Here is a 22,881-nt window from a genome sequence, read left to right as displayed (position 1 = left end):
GCCGCGCGACGGGTGCGGGCGCGGGCGGGTCAGGGCGCGAGGTCGACCGGGTCGCCCGCGCGCAGGACCTCGCGGACACGCAGGTCGGCGTCCGTGACGACGACGTCGGCGCGGCGGCCCGCGACGAGGCCGCCGCGGTCGTCGAGGCCGAGCACGCCGGCTGGCGTCCACGACGCGGCACGGACGGCGTCGACCAGCGGCACGCCGGCCTCGACCGTCTCGCGCACGACGTCGAGCAGGTGGTACGTGCCGCCCGCGATGGAACCGCCCTCGGTGAGCCGCGCGACGCCGTGCGCGACGGTGACGCGCATCGGCCCGAGCTCGTAGGCGCCGTCCGCCATGCCCGCCGCGGCCATGGCGTCGGTGACGAGCGCGACGGCGTCCGGCCCGGCGACGGCGCCGTCGGCACCGACGTGCGACCCCACGAGCTCGACGACGCTGCGGATCGTGCCGTGCGCGAGGTGCGTGCCGTCGGCCACGAGCTCGACGACCAGCTCGCCGCGCGCGGCCGCCGCGAGGCACGCCGCGATGGGGCCGGGCTCACGGTGGTGCAGCGGCCGCATGCCGTTGAACAGGTGCGTCGCGGTCAGCCGCGCGCCGGGCCGACCGGCGGCCGCGAGCGCCGCGACGCCTGCCGCGATCGCCGCCTCGGTCTGCTCCGTGCTCGCGTCGGTGTGCCCGATCGACGGTAGCGCCCCGACCTCGACGAGCGTCTCGATCACTCCCCCGGCGCCCACGACGCCCGGCACCTCGGGCGCGACGGTCATGGTCCGCAGGTACCCGCGCGCCGCGGCCGCGATCGCGCGCACGAGGTCCGGGTCGCCCTCGAGCATGTCGTGCGGGTTCTGCGCGCCGCACCGCACCTCGGAGAGGAACGGCCCTTCGAGGTGGATGCCGACGATCTCGCCCGCGTCGGCGAGGTCCGCGAGGTTCGCCGTGCGCTCGAGCAGGACGTCGCGCGGGGCCGTGACGAGCGAGGCGACGAGGCTCGTCGTGCCGTGGCGCAGGTGCTCGCGCGCGGCGACGCGCGCCTCCTCGACGCTCGTCGCGTCGGGGAAGCTCGACCCGCCCCCGCCGTGGTCGTGGACGTCGACGAGCCCGGGGAGCAGCGTCGCCCCGTCGCCGGCGGGCACGTCGGCGTACCCCGCGGCCGCGGCGTCCGCTCGGGCGCCCACCCACGCGACACGCCCGTCCTGCACGGCCACGACGCCGTCGTCGAGCACTCCCGTGGGGGTGACGACGCGGCCCACGAGGACTCGCGCGGTACCGGGCTGCTGGTCGGGACGAGGGCTGCGGGCGTCGGTCATGGGCTCATTCTGGCGCACTTCGTACACCTGGCGTGCAAACTCGTGCGGCCGTGGACGCGCGGGGGTCGGGAGGCGAGACGTCAGCGGTCGCGCGAGGCGAGCAGCCGCCTCGCGCCGCGGCCGAGGTGCAGGGCGAAGAGCCGCTGGAACGTCGGCACGGCGAAGGCGAGCGGGCGCACCCACCACAGCACCGGGCGGCTGAACACGTCGATGCTCCACCACAGGTCGCCCGCCTCGTCGCGCTCGACGGCGAAGCGCTCCTCCCCCACGAACGCGTGCCCGGGGAGGGTGCCGTACCCGAATGCGACCCGGTACGCGGACCGCTCGACCCACACGACCTCGCACGGCTCGTGCAGGCGGAGCCGCCCGACACCGAGCAGCGTCGTCACCCGCGCACCGGGCTCGGCGACCGGCGCCCCCGTCTCGAGCCGCACGCGCGCCGCGGCGTGCACGCGCCACGTGAGGAGCTGCTCCCCGAGCCACGCGAGGTCGTCAGGCGTCCGGGGCCGATCCGTGAGCCGACGGCGCACGTGCAGGTGGCGATACCCCGCGGGCCAGCTGTCCGTCCGGGTCGCGCCGACCTCCGGGTACGTGAACGTCATGCCGCACTCCCCTCCGGGGCCCGCCCGGGCCCGCGTGTCGTGTCCTGTCCCGCGTCGCGACGCCCCTCGTCCACACCCTCGACCTCGTGCGGAAGCACCTGCCGGGCCGCGAGGACCCGCAGCCCGAGGAGGGTGCAGAGCACGAATCCGAGCGCGTTCGCGACGCCGTGCGTCGCCGCCATGACGTCGAGGCTCGGGTGCGCGAAACCGAGCGCCTCGCCCGCGGCCCACCAGAGCGCGAGCAGCATCGACAGCCCGACGACGACGGCACCCGTCCCGACCAGCGCACGGGCGCCCGCCGTGCTCGCCGGGCTCCCGGGAGCCGCGAGGTGCCCGCCTCCGGCCGCACGCGCCGGACCGGAAGGTCGCGCGAGAGAGCGGACCGCCGCGACCGCCGTCGCCCACAGGGCGAGCGTGAGCACTCCCGCGCCGACGAGCTCGGCCACGTCGCCGACGAAGTAGCCGGCGAGCACGAGCACCGTCCCGACCGGCACGCCCCACGCGCCGGCGACCGCGAGCCGGTCGGTGACCGCGAGGTGCGCGACCGTGCCCGCGACCAGTGCCGCGCCGAACCCGGCGTAGAGCATGTGCGGGACCGTGAGCGCGAGATACGTCCCGGAGAACCCGAGGAGCCCCCACCCGGCACGCTCGGCGACCAGCGCGCTGGCCCCGACCGCCGGCATGACCAGCGCGGTCGCGGTCGCCGCGCGCGAGGCAAGTCCCGCCGCGGCGACCCGCCCGTCGCGGACGTCGCGCACCGTGCGCACCGCCAGCCGCGCGCCCGCGCCGGCGAGCACGACGGTCGCCGCCGCGAAGACGAGCGCGAGGAGAACGGACACGGTGCCGTGCGGGAGCACCACGGCGGCGGCCCCCGCGACCCCCGCGAGGGGCCACGCCACGCTGCGCGCCGCGGGGACGACGTCGGGCCCCAGGAGCCGGAGGCCGAGCGGCAGGACCACGACCATGCCGAGGACGACCAGGCCCGAGACGAGGGCCGCGCCGGCGGGGCTCACGCGCCCACCTCCTGCTCGCCCCCGCGCCCGCGGGCCGCGTCCGCCGGGACCGTCGCCCCGGGCGTTCCCGGGTGGACCGCGCGCACGAGGCCCAGGACGCCGTCGACCACACCGCGCGCGACGGGCAGCCGGGCGAGCCGGACGAGGCTGCCGACGAGCGCCGCCCCGCCGTCGACGAGCCGGCGGGTGCGCGCGAACCCGGGCGAGGTGTCGTGCACCCAGAAGAGCGTGATGCCGAGCTGGGCGAGCCACAGCAGCTCGGGGAGCTGGGCGCGCAGCCGCTCGGGGACGCGCGTCGACGTCCCGGCGACGACCTCCTCGAAGAGGGCGCGCGAGAGGTCGCGCGAGCCGGAGGAGGCGGCGGAGAAGGGGCTCGCGTCCGAGCCGGGGCGGATCGCGACCGACACGAACTCGCCTCCGAACGCGTGGAAGGGGGCGAACGCGTCGACCGACGCCCCCCAGACGCCGCGCAGCCGGTCGGCGAGCGAGCCGCCGCGGGCGAGCACGGGGGCGGCGCGCTCCGCGTGCTCGCGCTGCACCTCGAGGTAGAGCTCCTGGACGAGCGCGTCCTTGGACGGGAAGTGGTAGTACGCGTTCCCCGTGCTCACGCCGGCCTCGGCGGCCACCGCGCGCATGGTCGTGCGCTCGTACCCGACGTCGCGCAGCATCCGCACCGCGACGTCGCGCAGGTGCGCGCGCGTGCGCTCGGACTTCGGCGTCGCGCTCATGCGCCGAGGCCTTTTTTGAACATGTTCAAAACCTACCATGCGCCTGGCCGCCGGCGGACGCGGGAGGCTACGGCTGTTGTTTTCTGTTTGCTCTTGTGGGAATCTGTGGCCGACAGCGCAGTCACGTCCCCGTGCCTGGACCACGCGGGACCCGCTCTTCGACGACGAAGGACACGCATGCGACGACCACGCTCGACGGGCGCCCTGGCGCTCGCCTCCGGCCTCCTGGCCCTCGCCCTCGCGGCACCGGCGGTCGCGGCGACGCCGCCGGTCCCCGCGGCCGTCCCCGCCACGTCCCCGGCTGCCACGACCGGCGACCCGACGACGCCCCTCGACCGGCCCGAGGTCGGGCCGGGGACCTCGTTCGTCGACGTCCGCGAGAAGCTCGACGGCTACGCCGACCCCGACTGGTACGCAGCCAACGTCCCGGTCGTCGACCTCCCCGACGCGGACGCCGAGGCGGTCTACTACTACCGCTGGCGCGTGCTCAAGGAGCACCTGCGCTACACCGAGCCCGGCACGGGCTGGGTGCTCACGGAGTTCCTCGACTGCTGCGGCTACGCCGCGCCGTACCAGGCCATCAACGCCGCGGCGGGCCACCAGCTCGCCGAGGGCCGCTGGCTGCGCGACCAGCGCTATCTCGACGACTACGAGGACTACTGGCTCACAGGCCCCGGCCAGATCGAGCCGGCGCAGAACCCCGAGGCCGCCGACTGGGCGCACCAGTACTCCTTCTGGGCGGTCACCGCGATCGTCGAGCGCGCGAAGGTCACCGGCAACCTCGACCGCCTGCGCGCGCTCCAGCCCGAGCTGGAGACCTTCGTCGAGGACTGGGGGAACCAGTTCGACGCCGACCTCGGGCTCTACTGGCAGACGCCCGAGTACGACGCCAAGGAGAGCTCGCCCGCGTCGTACGTGACCGACCGCGACTACGCGGGTCGCCACACGTTCCGGCCGTCGATCAACGCCTACCTCTACGGGGACATGCTCGCGCTCGTCGAGGTCGCGACGCTCAACGGCGACGAGGCGACCGCGACGGAGTACCGCGACCGCGCCGCCGCGCTGCGCGAGGCCGTGGACACCTACCTCTGGGACGACGAGCGCGACTTCTTCTACGACGTCGTGGACTGGGAGAACCCGGACCACGAGCGGCTGCGCGACCGGCTCGACGTCGGGTTCGTGCCGTGGAAGTTCGGCCTCGCCACGCCCGAGCAGGCGGTCGCGCTCGACCAGCTCCTCGACCCGCAGGGGTTCGCGGCGCCGTACGGTCCGACCGTGACCGAGCGCCGCTCCCCCGACTTCTGGCGCTCGTCCGACCAGGGCTGCTGCAAGTGGGACGGGCCGTCGTGGCCGTTCTCGACGTCGCTCACGCTCGACGGCGTCGCGACGGCGCTGCGCGACGACGCCGCGGGCGACCTCACGCGCGCGGACTACCTCGACCTGTTCGACACCTACGTCCGCACGCAGTTCCGCGACGGCGAGCCGTACGTCGCCGAGGCGCACCACCCCGACGAGGACCGCTGGATCTACGACGGGAACAACCACTCCGAGGACTACCTGCACTCCAGCTACGTGGACCTCGTGCTCCAGGACCTCCTCGGCCTCCAGCCGCAGTCCGACGACTCGCTCGTGCTCGACCCGCTCGTGCCCGCCGACTGGGACTGGTTCGCCGCGGAGAACGTGCCCTACCACGGGCGCAACGTCACGGTCCTCTTCGACCGCGACGGCTCGCGCTACGGGGCGGGCGCGGGCCTGCGCGTCTACGTCGACGGCGAGCAGGTGCTGCACGCCGACGCCGACGCGGTCGCCGAGGGCGCCGACCCGGTCGAGGTCCCGGTGCCGAGCGGCGACCCGCAGCGCCTCCCCCACGCCGTCAACACGTCGGCGAACCCGCTCCGGAACGCCTACCCGCGCCCCGTCGCCTCCTCCACGTGGCGGTACGACGACGCGTGGCGGGTCCTCGACGGCAAGGTCTGGTACGACGAGGTGCCGCAGAACACGCGCTGGTCGAACTACTCCTCGCCGAACGCGCGCGACTGGCTCGGGGTCGAGTTCGCCGAACCGACGACGATCGGCGACGTCCGCTTCCACGGCTACCAGGACGCCGACGCCGTCCAGCCCGCTGCCGGCTACGAGCTCGAGTACTGGGACGGCGCGGCCTGGCAGGTCGTCCCCGACCAGACGCGCGTGCCCGAGCAGCCCGTCGGCAACGGCCTGAACCGCATCACGTTCCCGCCGCTCCGGACGACGAGCTACCGCCTCACGTTCGACGCCGCCCCCGGGAAGTCCGTCGGGGTGACCGAGCTCGAGTCCTGGAGTCCCGTGTCCCGCGCCGTCTCGGCACGCGTCGAGGCCGCGGAGCCCGCCGTCGGGCGCGCCGCGCGCGTCGACGTGACGATCTCGACGCGCGACGACGCCGTCGCCGGCGCCGAGGTCTCGCCCGACCTCCCGGCCGGCTGGACCGCCGTCGCCGTGGGCGCGGAAGGCCCGCTCGACCTCGGCGCGTGGGACCGGGCGACCCGGTCGTGGGACGTCACACCCGGGCCCGACGCCGTCCCCGGCAGCGAGGTGCGGATCGGCGCCGTCGTGCGCTGGGGCGGGTCGAGCACGCCGGAGGAGGCACACGCGACGACGACCGCCCGGCTGACGTTCGACCCGGCCTGGTACGACGACGTCGTGCTGCACGACGACTTCGACGCCGACACGACCGCGGACTGGACGACGCTGCGGCCCTCCGGCGAGGCGCTGCCGGCCGTCGCGGCCGGCGACGGGGTGCTCGCCGCGTCCGGCGACGCGCGCTACTGGGGGCTGTACGGGCACCGCACGGCCCGCGCGACGCCGACGTCCGTGGTCATCGCGGAGATCGGCGCGTTCTCCGGAGCGGGCACGCAGGAGGACTCGCTGTTCCTCGGCCTCGCCGCGGCGGACCGCACCTACGCGCTCGCGTGGTTCAACCACACGAACGTCGCCTCGGGCCTCGACTACGTCGGGGGCGCGGACGGGTCGTCACCGTACTTCGGCCTGCGGGGCTACGGCCCCGGCGACCGGATCGCCCTCCAGGTGAACGGCGCGCGCGTCGACGTGTTCGCCGAGGAGGACGGCGGGTGGACCTGGTACGGCGGCACGACGACCGGCGGCGCGCTCGACACGTCCGACCCGGACGTGCTCGCCGAGCTCCTGCCGACGATCGGCTTCCGGGCCGACCGCGGCACGGTGAGCGTCGCGTCGTTCGAGGTGAGGTCCCGCACCACCGACGTGCCCACGCCCCAGGTCGACGTCACCGCGGTGCCGCGCTGCCTCGCCGGCACGGCGTACGTCGCGGTCCGGGCGTCGTACGTCGGGACGGGCGGCCCCGGGGCGGGCGGCCCGGTGGACGTCGAGCTCGTGACGCCGTTCGGGTCGCGCACGATCACGGGCGTCGCCCCGGGCGCCAACGCCTACCAGTCGTTCTCCGCGCGCGCCGCGTCGATCCCGGCGGGCTCGGCGACGGTGCAGGTGACGGACGCCGCCGGGACGGTCACCGAGCACGCGGCGCCGTTCGCGGCCCTCACGTGCTGACCGGTCGGCCGAGCCCGCGGTCCTGACCCCTCGACCAGGCGGTCGTGGCCCTTCTCCGCTGCGAGACGCGCCACGACCGCCTGCTCGTCCGGGTGGGCGGCTCCCGCGCCGGAAGTCTCGCGCGTCAGAAGAGGCGGGAGTCCACGTCGTCGACGCCGCGCATCGCGTCGTAGTCGAGCACGAGGCAGCCGATCCCCCGGTCCGTCGCGAGGACGCGCGCCTGCGGCTTGATCTCCTGCGCGGCGAACACGCCGCGCACGGGGGCGAGGAGCGGGTCGCGGTTGAGCAGCTCGAGGTAGCGCGTGAGCTGCTCGACGCCGTCGATGTCGCCCCTGCGCTTGATCTCGACGGCGACGGTCGCGCCGCTCGCGTCCTTCGCGAGGATGTCCACGGGGCCGATCGCGGTCGGGTACTCGCGGCGCACGAGCGTGTGCCCCGAGCCGAGCAGCTCGATCTGCGCGGCGAGCATCTCCTGGAGGTGGGCCTCCACGCCGTCCTTGACGAGGCCCGGGTCGATGCCCAGGTCGTGCGAGCTGTCGTGCTGGACCTCGTGGAGCTCGATCTCGAGGCGGTCGTCGCTCTTGGCGTGCTGCACCGCCCAGACCTCGGTCACGCCGCGCTCGCGCGCCTCCTCGGACGGCTCGCGGACCGCGAGCGAGCACGGAGGGCTCATCCAGTTGAGGGGCTTGTACGAGCCGCCGTCGGAGTGCAGCAGCACGCTCCCGTCGGCCTTGACGATGAGCACGCGCGTCGCGAGCGGCAGGTGGGCCGAGAGACGGCCGGTGTAGCGGGCGGAGCAGCGGGCGACGACGAGACGCATGAGGCAGGTCCTCCGGGTCGATGGTGGGCGGTCCGGGACGCGGCGTCAGCCCACGGGCGACGCCTCAGACGACGACGTCGCGCCGACCGGGCGGCGCGGCCTCCAGCCAGGAGGCGAGCCCCTCGTACGCGGCGCGCGACATCGTGAGCTCGAAGTCCTGGCCGTGGTAGCGGCACCGGACGAGGTAGGTGTCGGGGCCGTCGCCGACGAACGGCTCGCGGCCCGCGATGACGAGGTCGTAGCGCGACCACGTCCGGGCGGGGCGGATCGACACCGACCACAGCCGCCACCAGTCGATACGACCGACGCCGTAGTGCGCGATGCCCGCGACCCAGGGGGCACCGGCCGCGCCCGCGCGCCGTGCACCGCACTCGAACGAGCCGACGCGGTGGGACAGGGCGCGCAGACGCCACGCCCCCAGCCCGATCGCGAGAAGGACGAGGACGAGCAGTCCGATCGCGAGCCAGGCCAGGGGCGTCATGGTCGTGCGAGGGTCAGCGGGCCGGTACGGACTCGACCGAGTCCGCGACGATCGTGACCTGGTTGGAGTCGACGGAGAGGAACCCTCCGCTGACGCGCACGTCGAGGGTCTCACCCTCGGCCACGATGCGCACCGAGCCCTCGCGCAGCACGGAGAGCAGGGGCGAGTGGTCCGCGAGGATGCCGATCTCACCGTCCGCCGCAGGGGCCGTGACCCGCTGCGCGCGGCCCGACCAGATCTTGCGGTCCGCCGCCACGAGGTCGACGTTCAGCTGTGCCACGGGAACTCCTTCATGGGCGGTTCATGCCCGGCGTGGTGTCCGGGTCCGGGTGCGACGCCCGCGGGGCCGGGCCGAGCGGCCCGGCCCCGCGTCTGCGTCGGATCAGGCGCCGTACTCCTGCTGGATGCGCGCCCAGTTGCGCTCGAGGTCCTCGAGGCCACCGATGTTGAAGAACGCCTGCTCGGCGACGTGGTCGAACTCGCCGTCCGCGATCTTCTTGAACGCCTCGATGGTCTCGCTCAGCGGCACCGTCGAGCCGACGACGCCCGTGAACTTCTCGGCCATGTAGGTGTTCTGGGAGAGGAACTGCTGGATGCGGCGCGCACGCGCGACGACCGTCTTGTCCTCCTCCGAGAGCTCGTCCACACCGAGGATCGCGATGATGTCCTGGAGCTCCTTGTTGCGCTGCAGGATCGACTTCACGCGCGTCGCGACGTCGTAGTGCTCCTGGCCCACGTAGCGCGGGTCGAGGATGCGGCTCGTCGACGCGAGCGGGTCCACCGCGGGGTACAGACCGCGCGAGGCGATCTCACGGGAGAGCTCGGTCGTCGCGTCGAGGTGCGCGAACGTCGTCGCCGGCGCCGGGTCGGTGTAGTCGTCCGCCGGCACGTAGATCGCCTGGAGCGACGTGATCGAGTGACCACGCGTCGAGGTGATGCGCTCCTGGAGCAGACCCATCTCGTCCGCGAGGTTCGGCTGGTAGCCGACCGCGGAGGGCATGCGGCCGAGCAGCGTCGACACCTCGGAGCCCGCCTGCGTGAAGCGGAAGATGTTGTCGATGAACAGGAGGACGTCCTGCTTCTTCACGTCGCGGAAGTACTCCGCCATGGTCAGCGCGGAGAGCGCGACGCGAAGACGCGTGCCCGGGGGCTCGTCCATCTGGCCGAAGACGAGGGCGGTCTTGTCGAAGACGCCGGCCTCCTCCATCTCGACGATGAGGTCGTTGCCCTCACGCGTGCGCTCGCCGACGCCGGCGAACACGGACACGCCACCGTGGTCCTGCGCCACGCGCTGGATCATCTCCTGGATGAGGACGGTCTTGCCGACGCCCGCACCACCGAAGAGGCCGATCTTCCCACCCTGGACGTACGGGGTGAGGAGGTCGATGACCTTGATGCCCGTCTCGAACATCGTGGTCTTCGACTCGAGCTGGTCGAACGCCGGGGGCTTGCGGTGGATCGGCCAGCGCTCGGTGACCTCGACCGTCTCGCCCGGAGCGCCGTTGAGCACGTCGCCCGTGACGTTGAAGACCTTGCCCTTGGTGACGTCGCCGACGGGCACGCTGATCGGCGCGCCGGTGTCGGTGACCTGGGCACCGCGGACGAGGCCGTCCGTCGGCTTGAGGGCGATGGCGCGCACGAGCGAGTCACCCAGGTGCTGGGCGACCTCGAGCGTGAGCGTGAACGACTTCTCGCCCTCGCCCTGCGACGAGAGGTCGATCTCGACGGTCAGCGCGTTGTAGATGTCGGGGATCGCGTCCGCCGGGAACTCGATGTCCACGACGGGGCCGATCACACGAGCGACCCGGCCCACGCCGGGACCGCTGGAGTGCTCGACCTGTGCTTCCACGGTGGTGGCGGTCATTGCTGGCCTCGCTTCGCAGTGCCGGAGTGGTCCCCGGCGGTGTCGGTCAGGATGTCGGTGATGGTGCTGGCCGCGCGGGCCGTGCGGCCCGTCATGACGCCGCCAGGGCGTCGGCACCCGAGACGATCTCGCTGATCTCCTGGGTGATGTCCGCCTGACGCGCCTGGTTCGCCAGCCGCGTGTAGTTGCGGATGAGGTCCTCCGCGTTGTCCGTCGCCGTGTGCATCGCGCGCTGACGTGCCGCGAGCTCGGACGCCGCCGCCTCGAGGAGGCAGCTGAAGATCCGGCTGCGCACGTAGCGAGGGAGCAGCTCGTCGAGCACGGCCTCGGGCGAGGGCTCGAAGTCGTACAGCGGGAGCACGTCGTGCTTGCCCGCCGGGGCGACGCCCTCGACGACCTCGAGCGGGAGCATCCGCACGACGCGCGGGCGCTGCGTGACCATGTTGACGAACTGCGTGTACACGATGTGCAGCTCGCTCACACCGCCCTCTGCCGCCGGCGCGAGGAACGCCCCGAGCAGGGCGTCCGCGATCTCGCCCGCGACCTCGGAGTTGGGCGCGTCCGACCCGTACGACCACGACCCGGCGAGCTCACGCCCGCGGAACGTGTAGTACGAGATCGCACGACGACCGGCCCCGTAGAGCGCGACCTCCTTGCCCTCGGCCACGAGACGCTCGACGAGGCGCTCCGTCTCGCGGATGATCGACGCCGAGTAGGCGCCGGCCATGCCGCGGTCGGAGGCGACGACGAGCACCGCGACGCGGTTGGTGTCCGTGCGCTCGCTCGTCAGCGGGTGCTTCGTCGACGTGTGGGTCGCGACGGCCGACACGGCCCGGGTGATCGCCCGGGCGTACGGCGACGCGGCGGCCGTGCGGTCGCGCGCCTTGCCGATCCGCGACGCGGCGATGAGCTCCTGCGCGCGGAACATCTTCTTGAGCGACTGCGTCGACTTGATCCGCTGCTTGTAGACGCGCTGGGATCCGGCCATCGTCAGGCCCTCTTCTGCCGGACGATCTGCTCCTGCTCGATCTCCGTCTCGGCCTCGTCCTCGGTGTCCCCACCGACGAGCGGCGTGCCGTCACCCGTGAGGAAGCCGGACCGGAACGTGTCGACCGCCGAGGAGAGCTGGGCCTCGGTCTCGTCCGACAGCTTGCCGGTCTCCGCGATCGTCGACAGGACGTCCGTGTTGCGGCGCAGGTGGTCGAGCAGCTCGGACTCGAAGCGACGCACGTCCTCGACCGGGACGTCGTCGATCTTGCCCTTGGTGCCGGCCCAGATCGACGCGACCTGGTCCTCGACCGGGTACGGCGAGTACTGGCCCTGCTTGAGCAGCTCCATCAGGGCCGCGCCGCGCTTCAGCTGGCCGCGCGACGCCGCGTCGAGGTCGGACGCGAACATCGCGAACGCCTCGAGCGCACGGAACTGCGCGAGCTCGAGCTTCAGCGTGCCGGAGACCTGCTTCATGGCCTTGACCTGCGCGGCACCACCGACGCGGGACACCGAGATGCCGACGTCGACGGCCGGGCGCTGGTCGGCGTTGAACAGGTCGGACTGGAGGAAGATCTGGCCGTCGGTGATGGAGATGACGTTCGTCGGGATGTACGCCGAGACGTCGTTCCCCTTGGTCTCGATGACCGGCAGGCCCGTCATCGAGCCGGCGCCGAGCTCGTCCGAGAGCTTCGCGCAACGCTCGAGCAGGCGGGAGTGCAGGTAGAAGACGTCACCGGGGTACGCCTCGCGGCCCGGCGGGCGGCGCAGCAGGAGCGACACGGCACGGTAGGCCTCGGCCTGCTTCGACAGGTCGTCGAACACGATGAGGACGTGCTTGCCGCCGTACATCCAGTGCTGCCCGATGGCCGAGCCGGTGTACGGGGCGAGGTACTTGAAGCCCGCCGGGTCGGACGCGGGAGCCGCGACGATCGTCGTGTACTCGAGCGCGCCGGCCTCCTCGAGCGCGCCGCGCACCGACGCGATCGTGGAGCCCTTCTGGCCGATGGCGACGTAGATGCAGCGGACCTGCTTCTCGGGGTCGCCCGACTCCCAGTTGGCCTTCTGGTTGATGATCGTGTCGATCGCGATCGCCGTCTTGCCCGTCTGGCGGTCACCGATGATCAGCTGGCGCTGGCCGCGGCCGATCGGGATCATCGAGTCGATCGCCTTGAGGCCGGTCTGGAGCGGCTCGTGGACCGACTTGCGGTCCATGACGCCGGGCGCCTGGAGCTCGAGGGCGCGGCGGCCCTCCGTCGCGACCTCGCCGAGGCCGTCGATCGGGTTGCCCAGCGGGTCGACGACGCGACCGAGGTACCCGTCGCCGACGGGGACCGAGAGGACCTCGCCGGTCCGGCGGACCTCCTGGCCCTCCTCGATGCCGGTGAACTCGCCGAGGACGACGACACCGATCTCGCGGACGTCGAGGGTGAGGGCGAGACCCAGGGTCCCGTCCTCGAAGCGCAGCAGCTCGTTGGCCATCGCGCCCGGCAGACCCTCGACCTGGGCGATGCCGTCGGCGGCCAGGGTGACCCGGCCCACCTCCTCGGACACGGCGCCCTCGGGCTCGTAGGACTTCACGAAGCTGTCCAGAGCGGCCCGGATCTCCTCCGGCCGGATCGTCAGCTCAGCCATTGCTCTTCTCCTGTCGTGGCCGCACCTCGTGGTTCGGGTGCGGTCGAACGTTTGTCGGTTGTGCGGCCGGTGGCCGGCAGGACGGTCGTCGGTCGGAAGGGTCGGCTCGTCAGCTCACGAGGCGACGGCGCGCGTCGGCGAGCCGGGAGAGCACGGTGGAGTCCACGACGTCGGCACCCACCTGGACGCGCAGCCCGCCGAGCACCGTGGGGTCCACGGTGACGTTGAGCTGCACGGCTCGCCCGTAGGCCCGCTCGAGCAGTCCCGCGAGACGGTCGAGCTGCGCCTGCGTGAGCACCGCGGCCGACGTGACCGAGGCGACGAGGCGCTGGCGACGCTCGGCCGCGATCTCCCCGATCCACCCCAGCGTCGGGACGAACCGGCGACCGCGCAGCGCGCGCGTCGCGTGGACCGCGAGCACCTCGGTGACGCGGTCGACCTTGCCGTCGAGCAGCGCGTGCACGAACGCGGCACGGCGCCCGGGGTCGGTCGTGTCGTCCGAGAGGACCTGCCGCGCCTCGCGCTGCCCGACGAGCGCGCGCGAGGTCCGGAACAGCTCGTCCTCGACCTTCTCCAGCGCACCGCGGGCCTCGGCCGACGCGAGGACCGCGTCCAGGCCCAGGCGCTCGGTCGCGTCCGCGAGGTCGCCCTCGCGGGTCCAGCGGGACCGGACCAGGCCGGACACGAGGTCCACGACCCGCTCGTCGAAGCCCGACGCGAGGACGGCGGACACGAGGGCCGCCTTGTCCGCGCCGGACCGCGACGGGTCCGCGAGCGAGCGCCGCAGCGGCGCCGACTCGTCGAACGCCGCGGTGACCGCGAAGAGCTGCTCGCCCAGCGCGAGCGCGCCCTCGCCCGCCGAGCGCAGGACCGGCTCGAACCGGTCCCGCGCCTGCGTCAGGGACTCGCCGCTCGTTCCGCGCATCAGCGCTCCTCGGAAGCCGTGCCCGCCGCGCTCGCCGCCGCGGGACCCGCGGCCTCGAGCTCGTCGAGGAAGCGGTCGACGACGCGGCTCTGGCGCGCCGAGTCGGCGAGCGACTCGCCCACGATCTTCGAGGCGAGCTCCGTCGCGAGCAGACCCACGTCGTTGCGCAGCGAGACCGCGGCCTGCTGGCGCTCGGCCTCGATCTGGCGGTGCGCCGTCTCGACGATGCGCGCGGCGTCGTCCGACGCCTTCGCCCGCAGGTCGGAGACGATGGCCGAGCCCTCGGCCCGTGCCTCCTCGCGGATCTTCGCCGCCTCCGTGCGCGCCTCCTGGAGCTGCTGGTGGTACTCCGCCAGCGCCGCCGCGGCCTCCGCCTGGGCGGACTCCGCCTTGGCGAGGCCACCCTCGATCTTCGCGGTGCGCTCGTCGAGCACCGCCTGGAACTTGGGCAGGATGGCCTTGTAGAAGACGATCGCGATGACGACGAGGACGACCGCCGACCAGAGCAGGTCGTAGCCGGCCGGCAGGAAGAGGTCGATCCCCTCCGGCTCCTCCGTCTGCGCCACCAGCGAACCGGCGGCGCTCGTCAGCGCCGACATCACGCCGCGGGGAAGAGGAAGCCGGCGACGAGACCCAGCAGGGCGAGGAGCTCGACGAACGCGACACCGAGGAACATGGTGGCGCGGAGCTGGCCGGCGACCTCGGGCTGGCGGGCGATGCCCTCGATGGTCTTGCCGATGAGGATACCGAGGCCGATGCCCGGGCCGATCGCGGCGAGGCCGTAGCCGACCGAGTTGAGGTTACCGGTGACCTCGGCGAGGGTGGTGACGTCCACGATGGGTGTTCCTTCCGTTGGGCGCCGGCCCTGGGTGGTCCGGCGTCGCGTGGGTTGATGCGTCTGGAGCGAGCTGGTGGTGCGAGCGGCGAGGTGCGCCGACCGTCAGGTCAGTGCTCTTCCTCGAGCGACATGTTGATGTAGACCGCCGCGAGCAGGGCGAAGATGTACGCCTGCAGCGCCGCGACCAGGATCTCGAAGAGCGTGAAGGCGAAGCCGCCGGCCAGGCTGAGGACGCCGAGCGCCTTCATCGCGGGAGCCGCCTCGAAGAAGAAGTACTGCGTCGCCGCGAAGCAGAGCACGAGCATGATGTGCCCGGCGACCATGTTGGCGACGAGACGGATGGCCAGCGAGGCCGGCCGGATGATGAGGATCTGGAGCAGCTCGATCGGCGTGACGATCAGGTAGATCGGCGCCGGGATCCCCGGGGGGAACAGGTTGCTCTTCAGGTAGCCGCCGAGGCCGTGCTTCTTGATGCCGACGTACCAGTAGGTCACGAAGACCCACAGGGCGAGGAGCAGCGGGATGCCGATCCGGGCGGTGCCGGCCATGTTGAGGCCGGTGATGATGCCCGTGATGTTGAACGCGAGGATCGCGCAGAAGATCGTCGTGATCATCGGCACGAAACGCTTGGCGTTCTCCTTGCCCATGATCTCCTCGACGACCTGCACGCGCACGAAGTCGAGGATCATCTCGATGGCGTTCTGGAACCGGCCGGGGACGAGCTTCGCGCGGCGCGCCGCGATGACGAAGATCGCCAGCAGGGCGACCGTCGCGACGACGCGGACGATCCAGATGCGGTCGATCTGGAAGATCGTGCCCTCGAAGAGGATGGCCGGCGGGAAGAAGTCGGCGATCGACGGCGCGTGGAAGCCACCTTCGCTCTCGGAAGCAGCGAGGAGCACGGGGGTCGCAAGCGTGGACAGGGTGGACTCCCAATGGTCGTGTGGTCCGGGCAGCCGTCACTCGTTGGTGGGCACGCCGTCGGACCTGGCCGTCATGGATTCGCCAGTAGCCTAACGTATGGATCGGCGTGCTCACGCCGATCTGGCGGCGCTTGTGACATTTTGCTCATGCGCTCCGGGCAACTGGTCCCTGGCCCGGGCGCCGCCCTCCTGGTAGGGGCGCGGTCGGTCAGCGGGCGTCGGGCTCGACGTAGGGGATGCGCCCCCTGCTCACGGCCCGGTAGTCGAGCACCGCGGAGCCGATGACGCCGACGAGCAGGACCCCCGCGAAGACCCAGCGGTCGTAGAAGTCCATGCCGCGCAGGACCACGAGGATCACGATGAGCACGACCATCTTCGCGAGCCAGCTCCCCATGACGACCGCCGCGGTCGTCGTCGGGCTGGCGTCCACCGTGCGGAGCATCGCCCAGACCGTGGTGGCCGAGAAGAGCAGCGCCACGCCCACGCCGAGGAGGGCACCCCACACGCCCGGCAGACCGGCGACGAGCGCACCGATCGCGACGCCGAGGACCGTGAGCGCGCCGAGCAGGACGAGCACGTCCCGCAGCGCGGTCCGGAAGACCGCGCGGACGGCCTGCCCGTGCGGGCCGATCGTCTGCTCGGCGGACTTCTCGGCGGGCTCCGCGCCGTCCGGCTGGGCGGGTTCGGGCTGGCTCGTGGTCATCTGAGGGCTTCCTTCGGCGGGGTCGTGACGGCGGGCGAGGACGGCGGGGCGGCCTCGCTCGGGTCGTCGTCGGAGGTGGTGGTCGTGACGGGCACGGACGACGTCGTGGTCGCGGCGTCGTCGTCGAGGAACCGGCCGCGCGTGCGCAGCGGGCCGAGCGTGAGGACCGCGGAGACCAGGACCGCGACCGCGAGGCCCACGGCCACGCCGTGCCAGTGCCACTGGACGAGCGCGACCGCGGCGAACGCGAACACCGACGTCCAGACGTAGAGGATGAGCACGGCGCGCCGGTGCGAGTGCCCGATCGCGAGCATCCGGTGGTGCAGGTGCATGCGGTCCGGGTGGAACGGCGACTTCCCGCGCGCTACCCGGCGCACCACCGCCATGCCCATGTCGAGCAGGGGCAGGAGGATCACCGCGAGCGGCAGCAGGATCGGGATGAACGCCGGGATCTGCTGGGCGCCGGAGAGCGCGTCGGGATCGATCTTGCCCGTCACGACGATCGCCGCGGCGGAGAAGACGAGCCCGAGGACCATCGACCCCGAGTCCCCCATGAAGATGCGCGCCGGATGGAAGTTGTGCGGCAGGAAACCCACGCAGATGCCGACGAGCACGGCGATCACGAGGGTCGCGAGGCTCGAGTAGTCGTCGGCGCTCGCCTTCTGCGTGAGCACGTAGGAGTAGACGAAGAACGCCGCACCGCCGATCGCGACGAGCCCGGCCGCGAGACCGTCGAGGCCGTCGACGAAGTTCACGGCGTTCATCGCGACGACGACGACGAGGATCGTCGCGGCGAGCTGGAGGCGCGAGGACCAGATGAGCTGCTGCTCGCCGATCCCGAGGGGGAGCGTGAAGAGGACGACCCCCTGGGCCGCCATGAACCCCGCCGCGAGCACCTGCCCCGCGAGCTTCGTCATCCAGTCGAGGTCCCAGATGTCGTCGGCGATCCCGAGCAGGCAGACGATCGCGGCCGCGCCGACGATCCCCCACGCCCGCGAGTCCGCCACGAGCCGGCCCGCGACCTCGCTGACGAACACGCTCTCGAGGAACGGCATCTGCGACGCGAAGACCACCGCCACCACGAGGCCCAGCAGCATGGCGAGCCCGCCGAGCCGGGGGGTCGGGATCGTGTGGACGTCGCGGTCGCGCACCGCGGTGATCGCGCCGGTGCGCAGCGCGACCCAGCGCGCGAAGGGCGTCGCGAGGAACGTCACCACGGCGGCGACGAGCATCACGAGCAGGTAGACCCTCACCCGCCGTTCGCCTCCGGCTCCCCGGCGTCGTCGGTGGTCTGAGCGTCGGTGGGCGCGTCGGTGGGAGCGCCGGCGGGCGGGTCGTCCGGGCCCGCGACGTCCGCGACCTCGCGGAGCCGGTCGAGCGTGACCGCGCCCTGGCGCACGACGCGCAGCGTGTCGGACGTCGCGTCGACGATGGTCGACGCCACCCCGCCGGGCGCCACGCCGCCGTCGAGGTAGACCGTCACGGAGTCGCCGAGCTGCGCCTGCGCGTCGTCGACGTCGAGGGCCGCGGGACGGCCGGTCGCGTTCGCCGACGACACCGCGAGCGGCCCGGTGCGGCGCAGGAGCGCGAGCGCGGCCGGGTGGTCGGGCATGCGCAGCGCGACGGTCCCGTGCGTCTCCCCCAGGTCCCACGCGAGCGAGGGCTGGGCACGCAGGATGATCGTGAAGCCGCCGGGCCAGAAGGCCTCGACGAGGCGGCGCGCCGCGTCGGGCACGTCCGTGGCGAGGCCGTCGAGCGTGCGGGCGTCCGGCACGAGCACGGGCGGGGGCATCTGTCGGCCACGGCCCTTGGCCGCGAGCAGCGCGGCGACGGCCTCGGCGTCGAAGGCGTCGGCGCCGATGCCGTAGACGGTGTCGGTGGGCAGCACGACGAGGCCACCGCGGGAGATCGCGTTGACCGCCTCGTCGATGCCGGCGCCCCAGGTGTTCGGGTCGGTCACGGGGTGGACGGAGCTCACGGGTCCATCCTTCCACGCCCACGGGCGGGCTCCGGGTCACCGGCGCGCTCGGGTCCGGAGCGCCGGGCCACGACCATGCGGTCGCGTCCCGCAAGGTCGACGACGGTGCGGACGTCGGCGAACGCGCCGGTCGCCGCGACCATGTCGCGCGCGGCCGCGGCCTGGACCTCGGCGTGCTCCATGACGTAGAGACCGCCGGGGCGCAGGAGCCGCGCGGCCGCGGCCGTGATCCCCCGCGGCACCTCGAGACCGTCCGGCCCGAGGCCGTAGAGCGCCACGCCGGGGTCGTGGTCGGCCACCTCCGGGTCGCGCGGGACGGCACCGGGGGGCACGTACGGCGGGTTGGACACGACGACGTCGACCGTGCCGTCGAGACCGCCGTCGGCGGCAGGCCCGGCGAGCGCCGTGCGGGCGTCGCCCCGCACCAGGTGCACGACGACGCCGCTCGCCTCGCGCACGGCCGTCACGTTCCGCTCGGCCCAGGCGTGGGCGGCGGCGTCGAGCTCGACCGCGTGCACGTCGGTCCCGGCGACCTCCGTCGCGACGGCGAGCGCGATCGCCCCCGAGCCGGCGCACAGGTCGACGACGGTCGCGCGCCCCGATCCGGCCACGACCGCGCGGGCCTCGTCGACGGCGACCTGCGCGACCTGCTCGGTCTCGGGCCGCGGGACGAAGACGCCCGGCCCGACGGCCAGCTCGAGGTGCCGGAACGGCGCGGTGCCCACGAGGTGCTGGAGCGGCACGCGCCGCGCGCGCCGGGCGACGAGCTCCGCGAGGGCGGGCGCCACGTCGTCGGGGACGGGCGTGCCGAGGATCGCGCGACGTGCCACGTCGCTCCGGGGCACCGAGAGCGCGTGGGCGAGCAGGAGCTCGGCGTCCGCACGCGCCGAGGGCACCCCCGCGGCGTCGAGGACGGCCGTCGCCCAGCGGAGCCAGGTGGAGGTGCGGGCGTCCGACGGCGGGTTCGGAGCGACCGGCTCAGGCATCGCCGGCGCTCGCGAGGCGGGCCGCCTCGTCGGCCTCGACCGCCGAGCGCACGACGGGGTCGAGGTCGCCGTCGAGCACCTGGTCGAGGTTGTAGGCCTTGTACCCCGTGCGGTGGTCCGCGATGCGGTTCTCCGGGAAGTTGTACGTCCGGATGCGCTCGGAGCGGTCGACCGTGCGGACCTGGGAGCGGCGCAGGTCGGCGGCCTCCGCGGCGGCGGCCTCCTGCTGCGCGGCGAGCAGGCGCGCGCGCAGCACGCGCATCGCCTGCTCGCGGTTCTGGAGCTGCGACTTCTCGTTCTGCATCGACACGACGATCCCCGTCGGCAGGTGCGTGATGCGCACGGCGGAGTCGGTCGTGTTGACGGACTGCCCTCCGGGTCCGGACGAGCGGTACACGTCGATGCGCAGGTCGTGGGGGTCGATCTCGACCTCGCCCGCGTCCTCCACCTCGGGGAACACGAGCACGCCGGCCGCGGAGGTGTGGATCCGGCCCTGCGACTCGGTCACCGGCACGCGCTGGACGCGGTGCACGCCGCCCTCGTACTTGAGGTTCGCCCAGACGCCGTCGGCGGGGTCGGTCGGCGTGCTGCGCGCCTTGACCGCGACCTGGACGTCCTTGTAGCCGCCGAGGTCGGACTCGGTGGACTCGAGGACCTCGGTCTTCCAGCCACGACGCTCCGCGTACCGCAGGTACATGCGCAGCAGGTCGCCCGCGAACAGGGCGGACTCCTCGCCGCCCTCGCCCGCCTTGATCTCGAGGATGACGTCGCGCCCGTCGTCGGGGTCGCGGGGCACGAGCACGCGGCGCAGCCGCTCGCGCGCCTCCTCCTCCGCGGCGCGCAGGCCCGGGAGCTCCGCGGCGAACGCGTCGCCGTCCTCGCCCCCGAGGGCCACGAGCTCGGCGGCGGCCTCGGCGTCGTCGCTCGCCTCGCGCCACGCGCGGTACGCGCCGACGACCTGGTTGAGCTCGGCGTAGCGCCGCCCCAGCGTGCGCGCACGACCGGTGTCCGCGTGGACGGCGGGGTCGGCGAGCTGGCCCTCGATGTCGGCGTGCTCGGCCAGCAGCGGCTCGACGGCGGCGAACGACTCGGTCACGGACTGCTCCTCGGTGGCGGGCTGGGTCGCGGCCGGCGCGCCGGGGCGGCGACCGCGCGAGGATCGGAGGATCGCTCGGGCAAAGCAACAGCGCCGGTGGTCCGAGCTCGCCGACTGCCCCTGGAGAGGTTGTCGGGCTCGGACCACCGGCGCTGCGGAGCGGCTACTTGCCGGCGTCCTTCTTGCCGTAGCGCGCCTGGAAGCGGGCCACGCGGCCACCGGTGTCGAGGATCTTCTGCTTGCCCGTGTAGAACGGGTGGCAGGCGCTGCACACGTCAGAGCTGATCTTGCCCGACGCCTCGGTGCTGCGCGTCACGAAGGTGTTCCCACAGGTGCAGGTCACCTCGGTGACGACGTACTCGGGGTGGATACCAGACTTCACGGTTTTCTCCTTGGGGTGACGTCTCCGGGTCAGGTGCGGCGACCGCGCCTGTGAACCGGCGACAGGCGGCCTGACGATCGCAGGCCGACGAACTATTGTGCCAGAACGCGCGGGCGCCCCGAGAACTTCCCGGGGCCGCCCGCCGTCGGCTCCTGCCGGACGACCGTCAGATCGTGCGGCCGACGTTGTCGTCGTCCGCCAGACCACCGGGCGTGGTCTTCTGGACGTGGAGCAGGAACTCGACGTTCGTCTGGGTCTTCTTGAGCTGGCCGAGCAGCAGCTCGATCGCCTGCTGCTGGTCGAGGGCGCCCATGACACGACGGAGCTTGTAGACGATCTTCAGCTCGTCCTGCGACAGGAGGATCTCCTCGCGGCGCGTGCCGGACGCGTTGACGTCCACGGCCGGGAAGATGCGCTTGTCCGCGAGGTTGCGCGACAGGCGGAGCTCCATGTTCCCCGTGCCCTTGAACTCCTCGAAGATGACCTCGTCCATCTTCGAGCCCGTCTCGACGAGCGCCGAGGCGAGGATCGTCAGCGAGCCGCCGTTCTCGATGTTGCGGGCCGCGCCGAAGAACCGCTTGGGCGGGTAGAGCGCGGACGCGTCCACACCACCGGACAGGATGCGGCCCGAGGCGGGCGCCGCGAGGTTGTACGCGCGCGACAGGCGGGTGAGCGAGTCGAGGAGCACGACGACGTCCTGACCGAGCTCGACCAGGCGCTTCGCGCGCTCGATCGCGAGCTCGGCGACGATCGTGTGGTCGGACGCGGGGCGGTCGAACGTCGAGGCGATGACCTCGCCCTTCACCGTCCGCTCCATGTCCGTGACCTCTTCGGGCCGCTCGTCCACGAGCACCACCATGAGGTGGACCTCGGGGTTGTTGGCCGTGATCGCGTTCGCGATCTGCTGCATGATGATCGTCTTGCCGGCCTTGGGCGGCGCGACGATGAGGCCGCGCTGGCCCTTGCCGATCGGCGCGACGATGTCGATCACGCGCGGCGTCAGACGCGTCGCCTCGGTGTTCTCCAGGCGCAGGCGGTCCTGCGGGTACAACGGCGTGAGCTTGGTGAACTCGGGGCGCTGGCGCGCCTCGTCGGGCGACATGCCGTTGACGGTGTCCAGGCGCACGAGCGCGTTGAACTTCTGGCGCGCCGTGCTGCCCTGGTTCTCGCCCTCGCGCGGCTGGCGCACGGCGCCCGTGACCGCGTCGCCGCGGCGCAGGCCGGCCTTCTTCACCTGGCCGAGCGAGACGTAGACGTCGTTCTGGCCCGGCAGGTACCCGCTGGTGCGCACGAACGCGTAGTTGTCGAGGATGTCGAGGATGCCCGCGACGGGGAGCAGCACGTCGTCCTCGTTGACCTCGATGTCGTCGAGGCCCGCGACGTCCGGACCCTGGCGGTTCCGGCCGCGCTTGCGGTCGCGCTCGCGGCCGCGGTCGCGGCCCCGGCGCCGGCGGCCGCCGCGCTCGTCGTCCAGCAGCTGGCGGTCGTCCCGCCGGTCCGCCTGGCGCTCGCCGCGGGTCTGCTGGCCGCCGCCCTGCTGCTCGCGCTGCTGACCGCCCTGCTGGTCGCGCTGGCGCTCGCCGCCCTGCTGGTCGCGCTGACGGTCGGCGCGCGTCGCGTCGCCGTCGCCCTCCCCGGTCCGGGGGGCGCCGGCGCCGCGGCCCGCACGGCGCGAGCCCCGCTCGCCCGTGACGAGGCCGACCGCCGCGGCGGCGCGCGCGGCGCGCTCGTCGGCGGACTCGTTCGAGGTGTCGCGCGTGCGCACGCCCTGCTCGCCGAGCGCCTCGGCGACCGCGGCGGCGGCCTCCGAGCGGGAGTCGCGACGGCCGTCGCGACGCTCCCCCCCGCTGGTCCGTGCGCTGCTCGTCGGCGCGCACGGGCAGGTCGAGCACGGGAGCGGCGGTGCGCTCCTCGCGGCTCGCGGCCGAGGGCGCGTCCTGACGCGCCGTCGTCGCGGTGTCGGTGGTGCCCGCCGGGCTCGCGGCGGGGCGCTCGGCGCGGCGGCTGCGGCCGCGCCCGGAGGCGGCGGGCGCCTCGCTCGTCTCACGGCCCGCG

The 22,881-nt window shown here is 73.4% G+C and carries 22 protein-coding genes; 1 reads left to right on the top strand and 21 read right to left on the bottom strand.

Annotated elements, in window-relative coordinates:
- Positions 1-29: 29 nt before the first annotated feature.
- The 4 genes from FB00_RS10670 to FB00_RS10655 form a co-directional block, all read right to left on the bottom strand.
- Entirely contained in the window at positions 30-1,307 is a 1,278-nt protein-coding gene (locus FB00_RS10670) for an N-acetylglucosamine-6-phosphate deacetylase (protein ID WP_047232907.1), read from the bottom strand.
- 80 nt (positions 1,308-1,387) lie between these two features.
- A complete protein-coding gene (locus tag FB00_RS10665) occupies positions 1,388-1,909 on the bottom strand; it encodes a DUF1990 family protein (protein WP_047232906.1) in 522 nt (173 codons plus the stop codon).
- On the bottom strand, positions 1,906-2,922 hold the full coding sequence (locus tag FB00_RS10660) for a YndJ family protein (RefSeq protein WP_052877587.1): 1,017 nt from the start codon (positions 2,920-2,922) through the stop codon (positions 1,906-1,908). The genes FB00_RS10665 and FB00_RS10660 overlap by 4 nt, the downstream gene beginning before the upstream one ends.
- On the bottom strand, positions 2,919-3,650 hold the full coding sequence (locus FB00_RS10655) for a TetR/AcrR family transcriptional regulator (RefSeq protein ID WP_082141218.1): 732 nt from the start codon (positions 3,648-3,650) through the stop codon (positions 2,919-2,921). Before FB00_RS10655 ends, FB00_RS10660 begins: the two co-directional genes overlap by 4 nt.
- A 177-nt stretch (positions 3,651-3,827) precedes the next feature.
- Between FB00_RS10655 and FB00_RS10650 the strand changes: the two genes are divergently transcribed.
- On the top strand, positions 3,828-7,208 hold the full coding sequence (locus tag FB00_RS10650) for an MGH1-like glycoside hydrolase domain-containing protein (protein WP_052877586.1): 3,381 nt from the start codon (positions 3,828-3,830) through the stop codon (positions 7,206-7,208).
- A 124-nt stretch (positions 7,209-7,332) separates the two neighbouring features.
- On the opposite strand, the gene nucS is transcribed toward FB00_RS10650, so the two are convergent.
- The 17 genes from nucS to rho form a co-directional block, all read right to left on the bottom strand.
- Positions 7,333-8,028 carry an endonuclease NucS gene (gene nucS, locus FB00_RS10645; protein WP_047232905.1) on the bottom strand — a complete coding sequence of 232 codons (696 nt, stop codon included), beginning with the start codon at positions 8,026-8,028 and terminating at the stop codon, positions 7,333-7,335.
- A gap of 64 nt (positions 8,029-8,092) precedes the next feature.
- Positions 8,093-8,509, bottom strand: a complete 417-nt coding sequence (locus tag FB00_RS10640) for a DUF2550 domain-containing protein (protein ID WP_047232904.1) — start codon at positions 8,507-8,509, stop codon at positions 8,093-8,095.
- 13 nt (positions 8,510-8,522) lie between these two features.
- Positions 8,523-8,789 (bottom strand): F0F1 ATP synthase subunit epsilon, encoded by a 267-nt coding sequence (locus FB00_RS10635; protein WP_047232903.1) that lies wholly within the window; start codon positions 8,787-8,789, stop codon positions 8,523-8,525.
- Between the two features lie 102 nt (positions 8,790-8,891).
- Positions 8,892-10,373, bottom strand: coding sequence for a F0F1 ATP synthase subunit beta (gene atpD, locus FB00_RS10630; RefSeq protein ID WP_047232902.1), 1,482 nt, complete (start codon positions 10,371-10,373; stop codon positions 8,892-8,894).
- A 91-nt stretch (positions 10,374-10,464) separates the two neighbouring features.
- A complete protein-coding gene (locus FB00_RS10625) occupies positions 10,465-11,361 on the bottom strand; it encodes a F0F1 ATP synthase subunit gamma (protein WP_047232901.1) in 897 nt (298 codons plus the stop codon).
- A 2-nt stretch (positions 11,362-11,363) separates the two neighbouring features.
- Entirely contained in the window at positions 11,364-12,995 is a 1,632-nt protein-coding gene (gene atpA / locus FB00_RS10620; protein WP_047232900.1) for a F0F1 ATP synthase subunit alpha, read from the bottom strand.
- Positions 12,996-13,104: 109 nt separating this feature from the next.
- Positions 13,105-13,920: a F0F1 ATP synthase subunit delta gene (locus FB00_RS10615; RefSeq protein ID WP_047232899.1), complete on the bottom strand. Its 816-nt coding sequence runs from the start codon at positions 13,918-13,920 to the stop codon at positions 13,105-13,107.
- A complete protein-coding gene (locus tag FB00_RS10610) occupies positions 13,920-14,519 on the bottom strand; it encodes a F0F1 ATP synthase subunit B (protein WP_047232898.1) in 600 nt (199 codons plus the stop codon). The genes FB00_RS10615 and FB00_RS10610 overlap by 1 nt, the downstream gene beginning before the upstream one ends.
- Complete coding sequence (locus FB00_RS10605; protein WP_047232897.1) at positions 14,519-14,755, bottom strand: ATP synthase F0 subunit C; 237 nt, start codon at positions 14,753-14,755, stop codon at positions 14,519-14,521. The genes FB00_RS10610 and FB00_RS10605 overlap by 1 nt, the downstream gene beginning before the upstream one ends.
- A gap of 110 nt (positions 14,756-14,865) precedes the next feature.
- Entirely contained in the window at positions 14,866-15,660 is a 795-nt protein-coding gene (gene atpB / locus FB00_RS10600) for a F0F1 ATP synthase subunit A (protein ID WP_231581804.1), read from the bottom strand.
- Positions 15,661-15,889: 229 nt separating this feature from the next.
- The gene (locus FB00_RS10595) at positions 15,890-16,384 is read right to left on the bottom strand and encodes a hypothetical protein (RefSeq protein WP_052877585.1); all 495 of its coding nucleotides are present in this window, start codon (positions 16,382-16,384) and stop codon (positions 15,890-15,892) included.
- Entirely contained in the window at positions 16,381-17,637 is a 1,257-nt protein-coding gene (locus tag FB00_RS10590; protein ID WP_047232895.1) for an MraY family glycosyltransferase, read from the bottom strand. Before FB00_RS10590 ends, FB00_RS10595 begins: the two co-directional genes overlap by 4 nt.
- Positions 17,634-18,362, bottom strand: a complete 729-nt coding sequence (locus tag FB00_RS10585; protein WP_047232894.1) for an L-threonylcarbamoyladenylate synthase — start codon at positions 18,360-18,362, stop codon at positions 17,634-17,636. The genes FB00_RS10590 and FB00_RS10585 overlap by 4 nt, the downstream gene beginning before the upstream one ends.
- Positions 18,359-19,348, bottom strand: coding sequence for a peptide chain release factor N(5)-glutamine methyltransferase (gene prmC, locus FB00_RS10580; protein ID WP_047232893.1), 990 nt, complete (start codon positions 19,346-19,348; stop codon positions 18,359-18,361). The genes FB00_RS10585 and prmC overlap by 4 nt, the downstream gene beginning before the upstream one ends.
- Positions 19,341-20,444, bottom strand: coding sequence for a peptide chain release factor 1 (prfA, locus tag FB00_RS10575; protein ID WP_047232892.1), 1,104 nt, complete (start codon positions 20,442-20,444; stop codon positions 19,341-19,343). Before prfA ends, prmC begins: the two co-directional genes overlap by 8 nt.
- Positions 20,445-20,607: 163 nt before the next feature.
- On the bottom strand, positions 20,608-20,826 hold the full coding sequence (gene rpmE, locus FB00_RS10570) for a 50S ribosomal protein L31 (RefSeq protein WP_047232891.1): 219 nt from the start codon (positions 20,824-20,826) through the stop codon (positions 20,608-20,610).
- Between the two features lie 166 nt (positions 20,827-20,992).
- Entirely contained in the window at positions 20,993-22,591 is a 1,599-nt protein-coding gene (gene rho, locus FB00_RS10565; RefSeq protein WP_231581803.1) for a transcription termination factor Rho, read from the bottom strand.
- Positions 22,592-22,881: the final 290 nt, after the last annotated feature.

Source organism: Cellulosimicrobium funkei (assembly GCF_001019615.1).
Classification (GTDB): domain Bacteria; phylum Actinomycetota; class Actinomycetes; order Actinomycetales; family Cellulomonadaceae; genus Cellulosimicrobium; species Cellulosimicrobium cellulans_E.
Note: the sequence above shows the minus strand (reverse complement) of the source record. Positions and strands in the feature narration are given on the sequence as shown.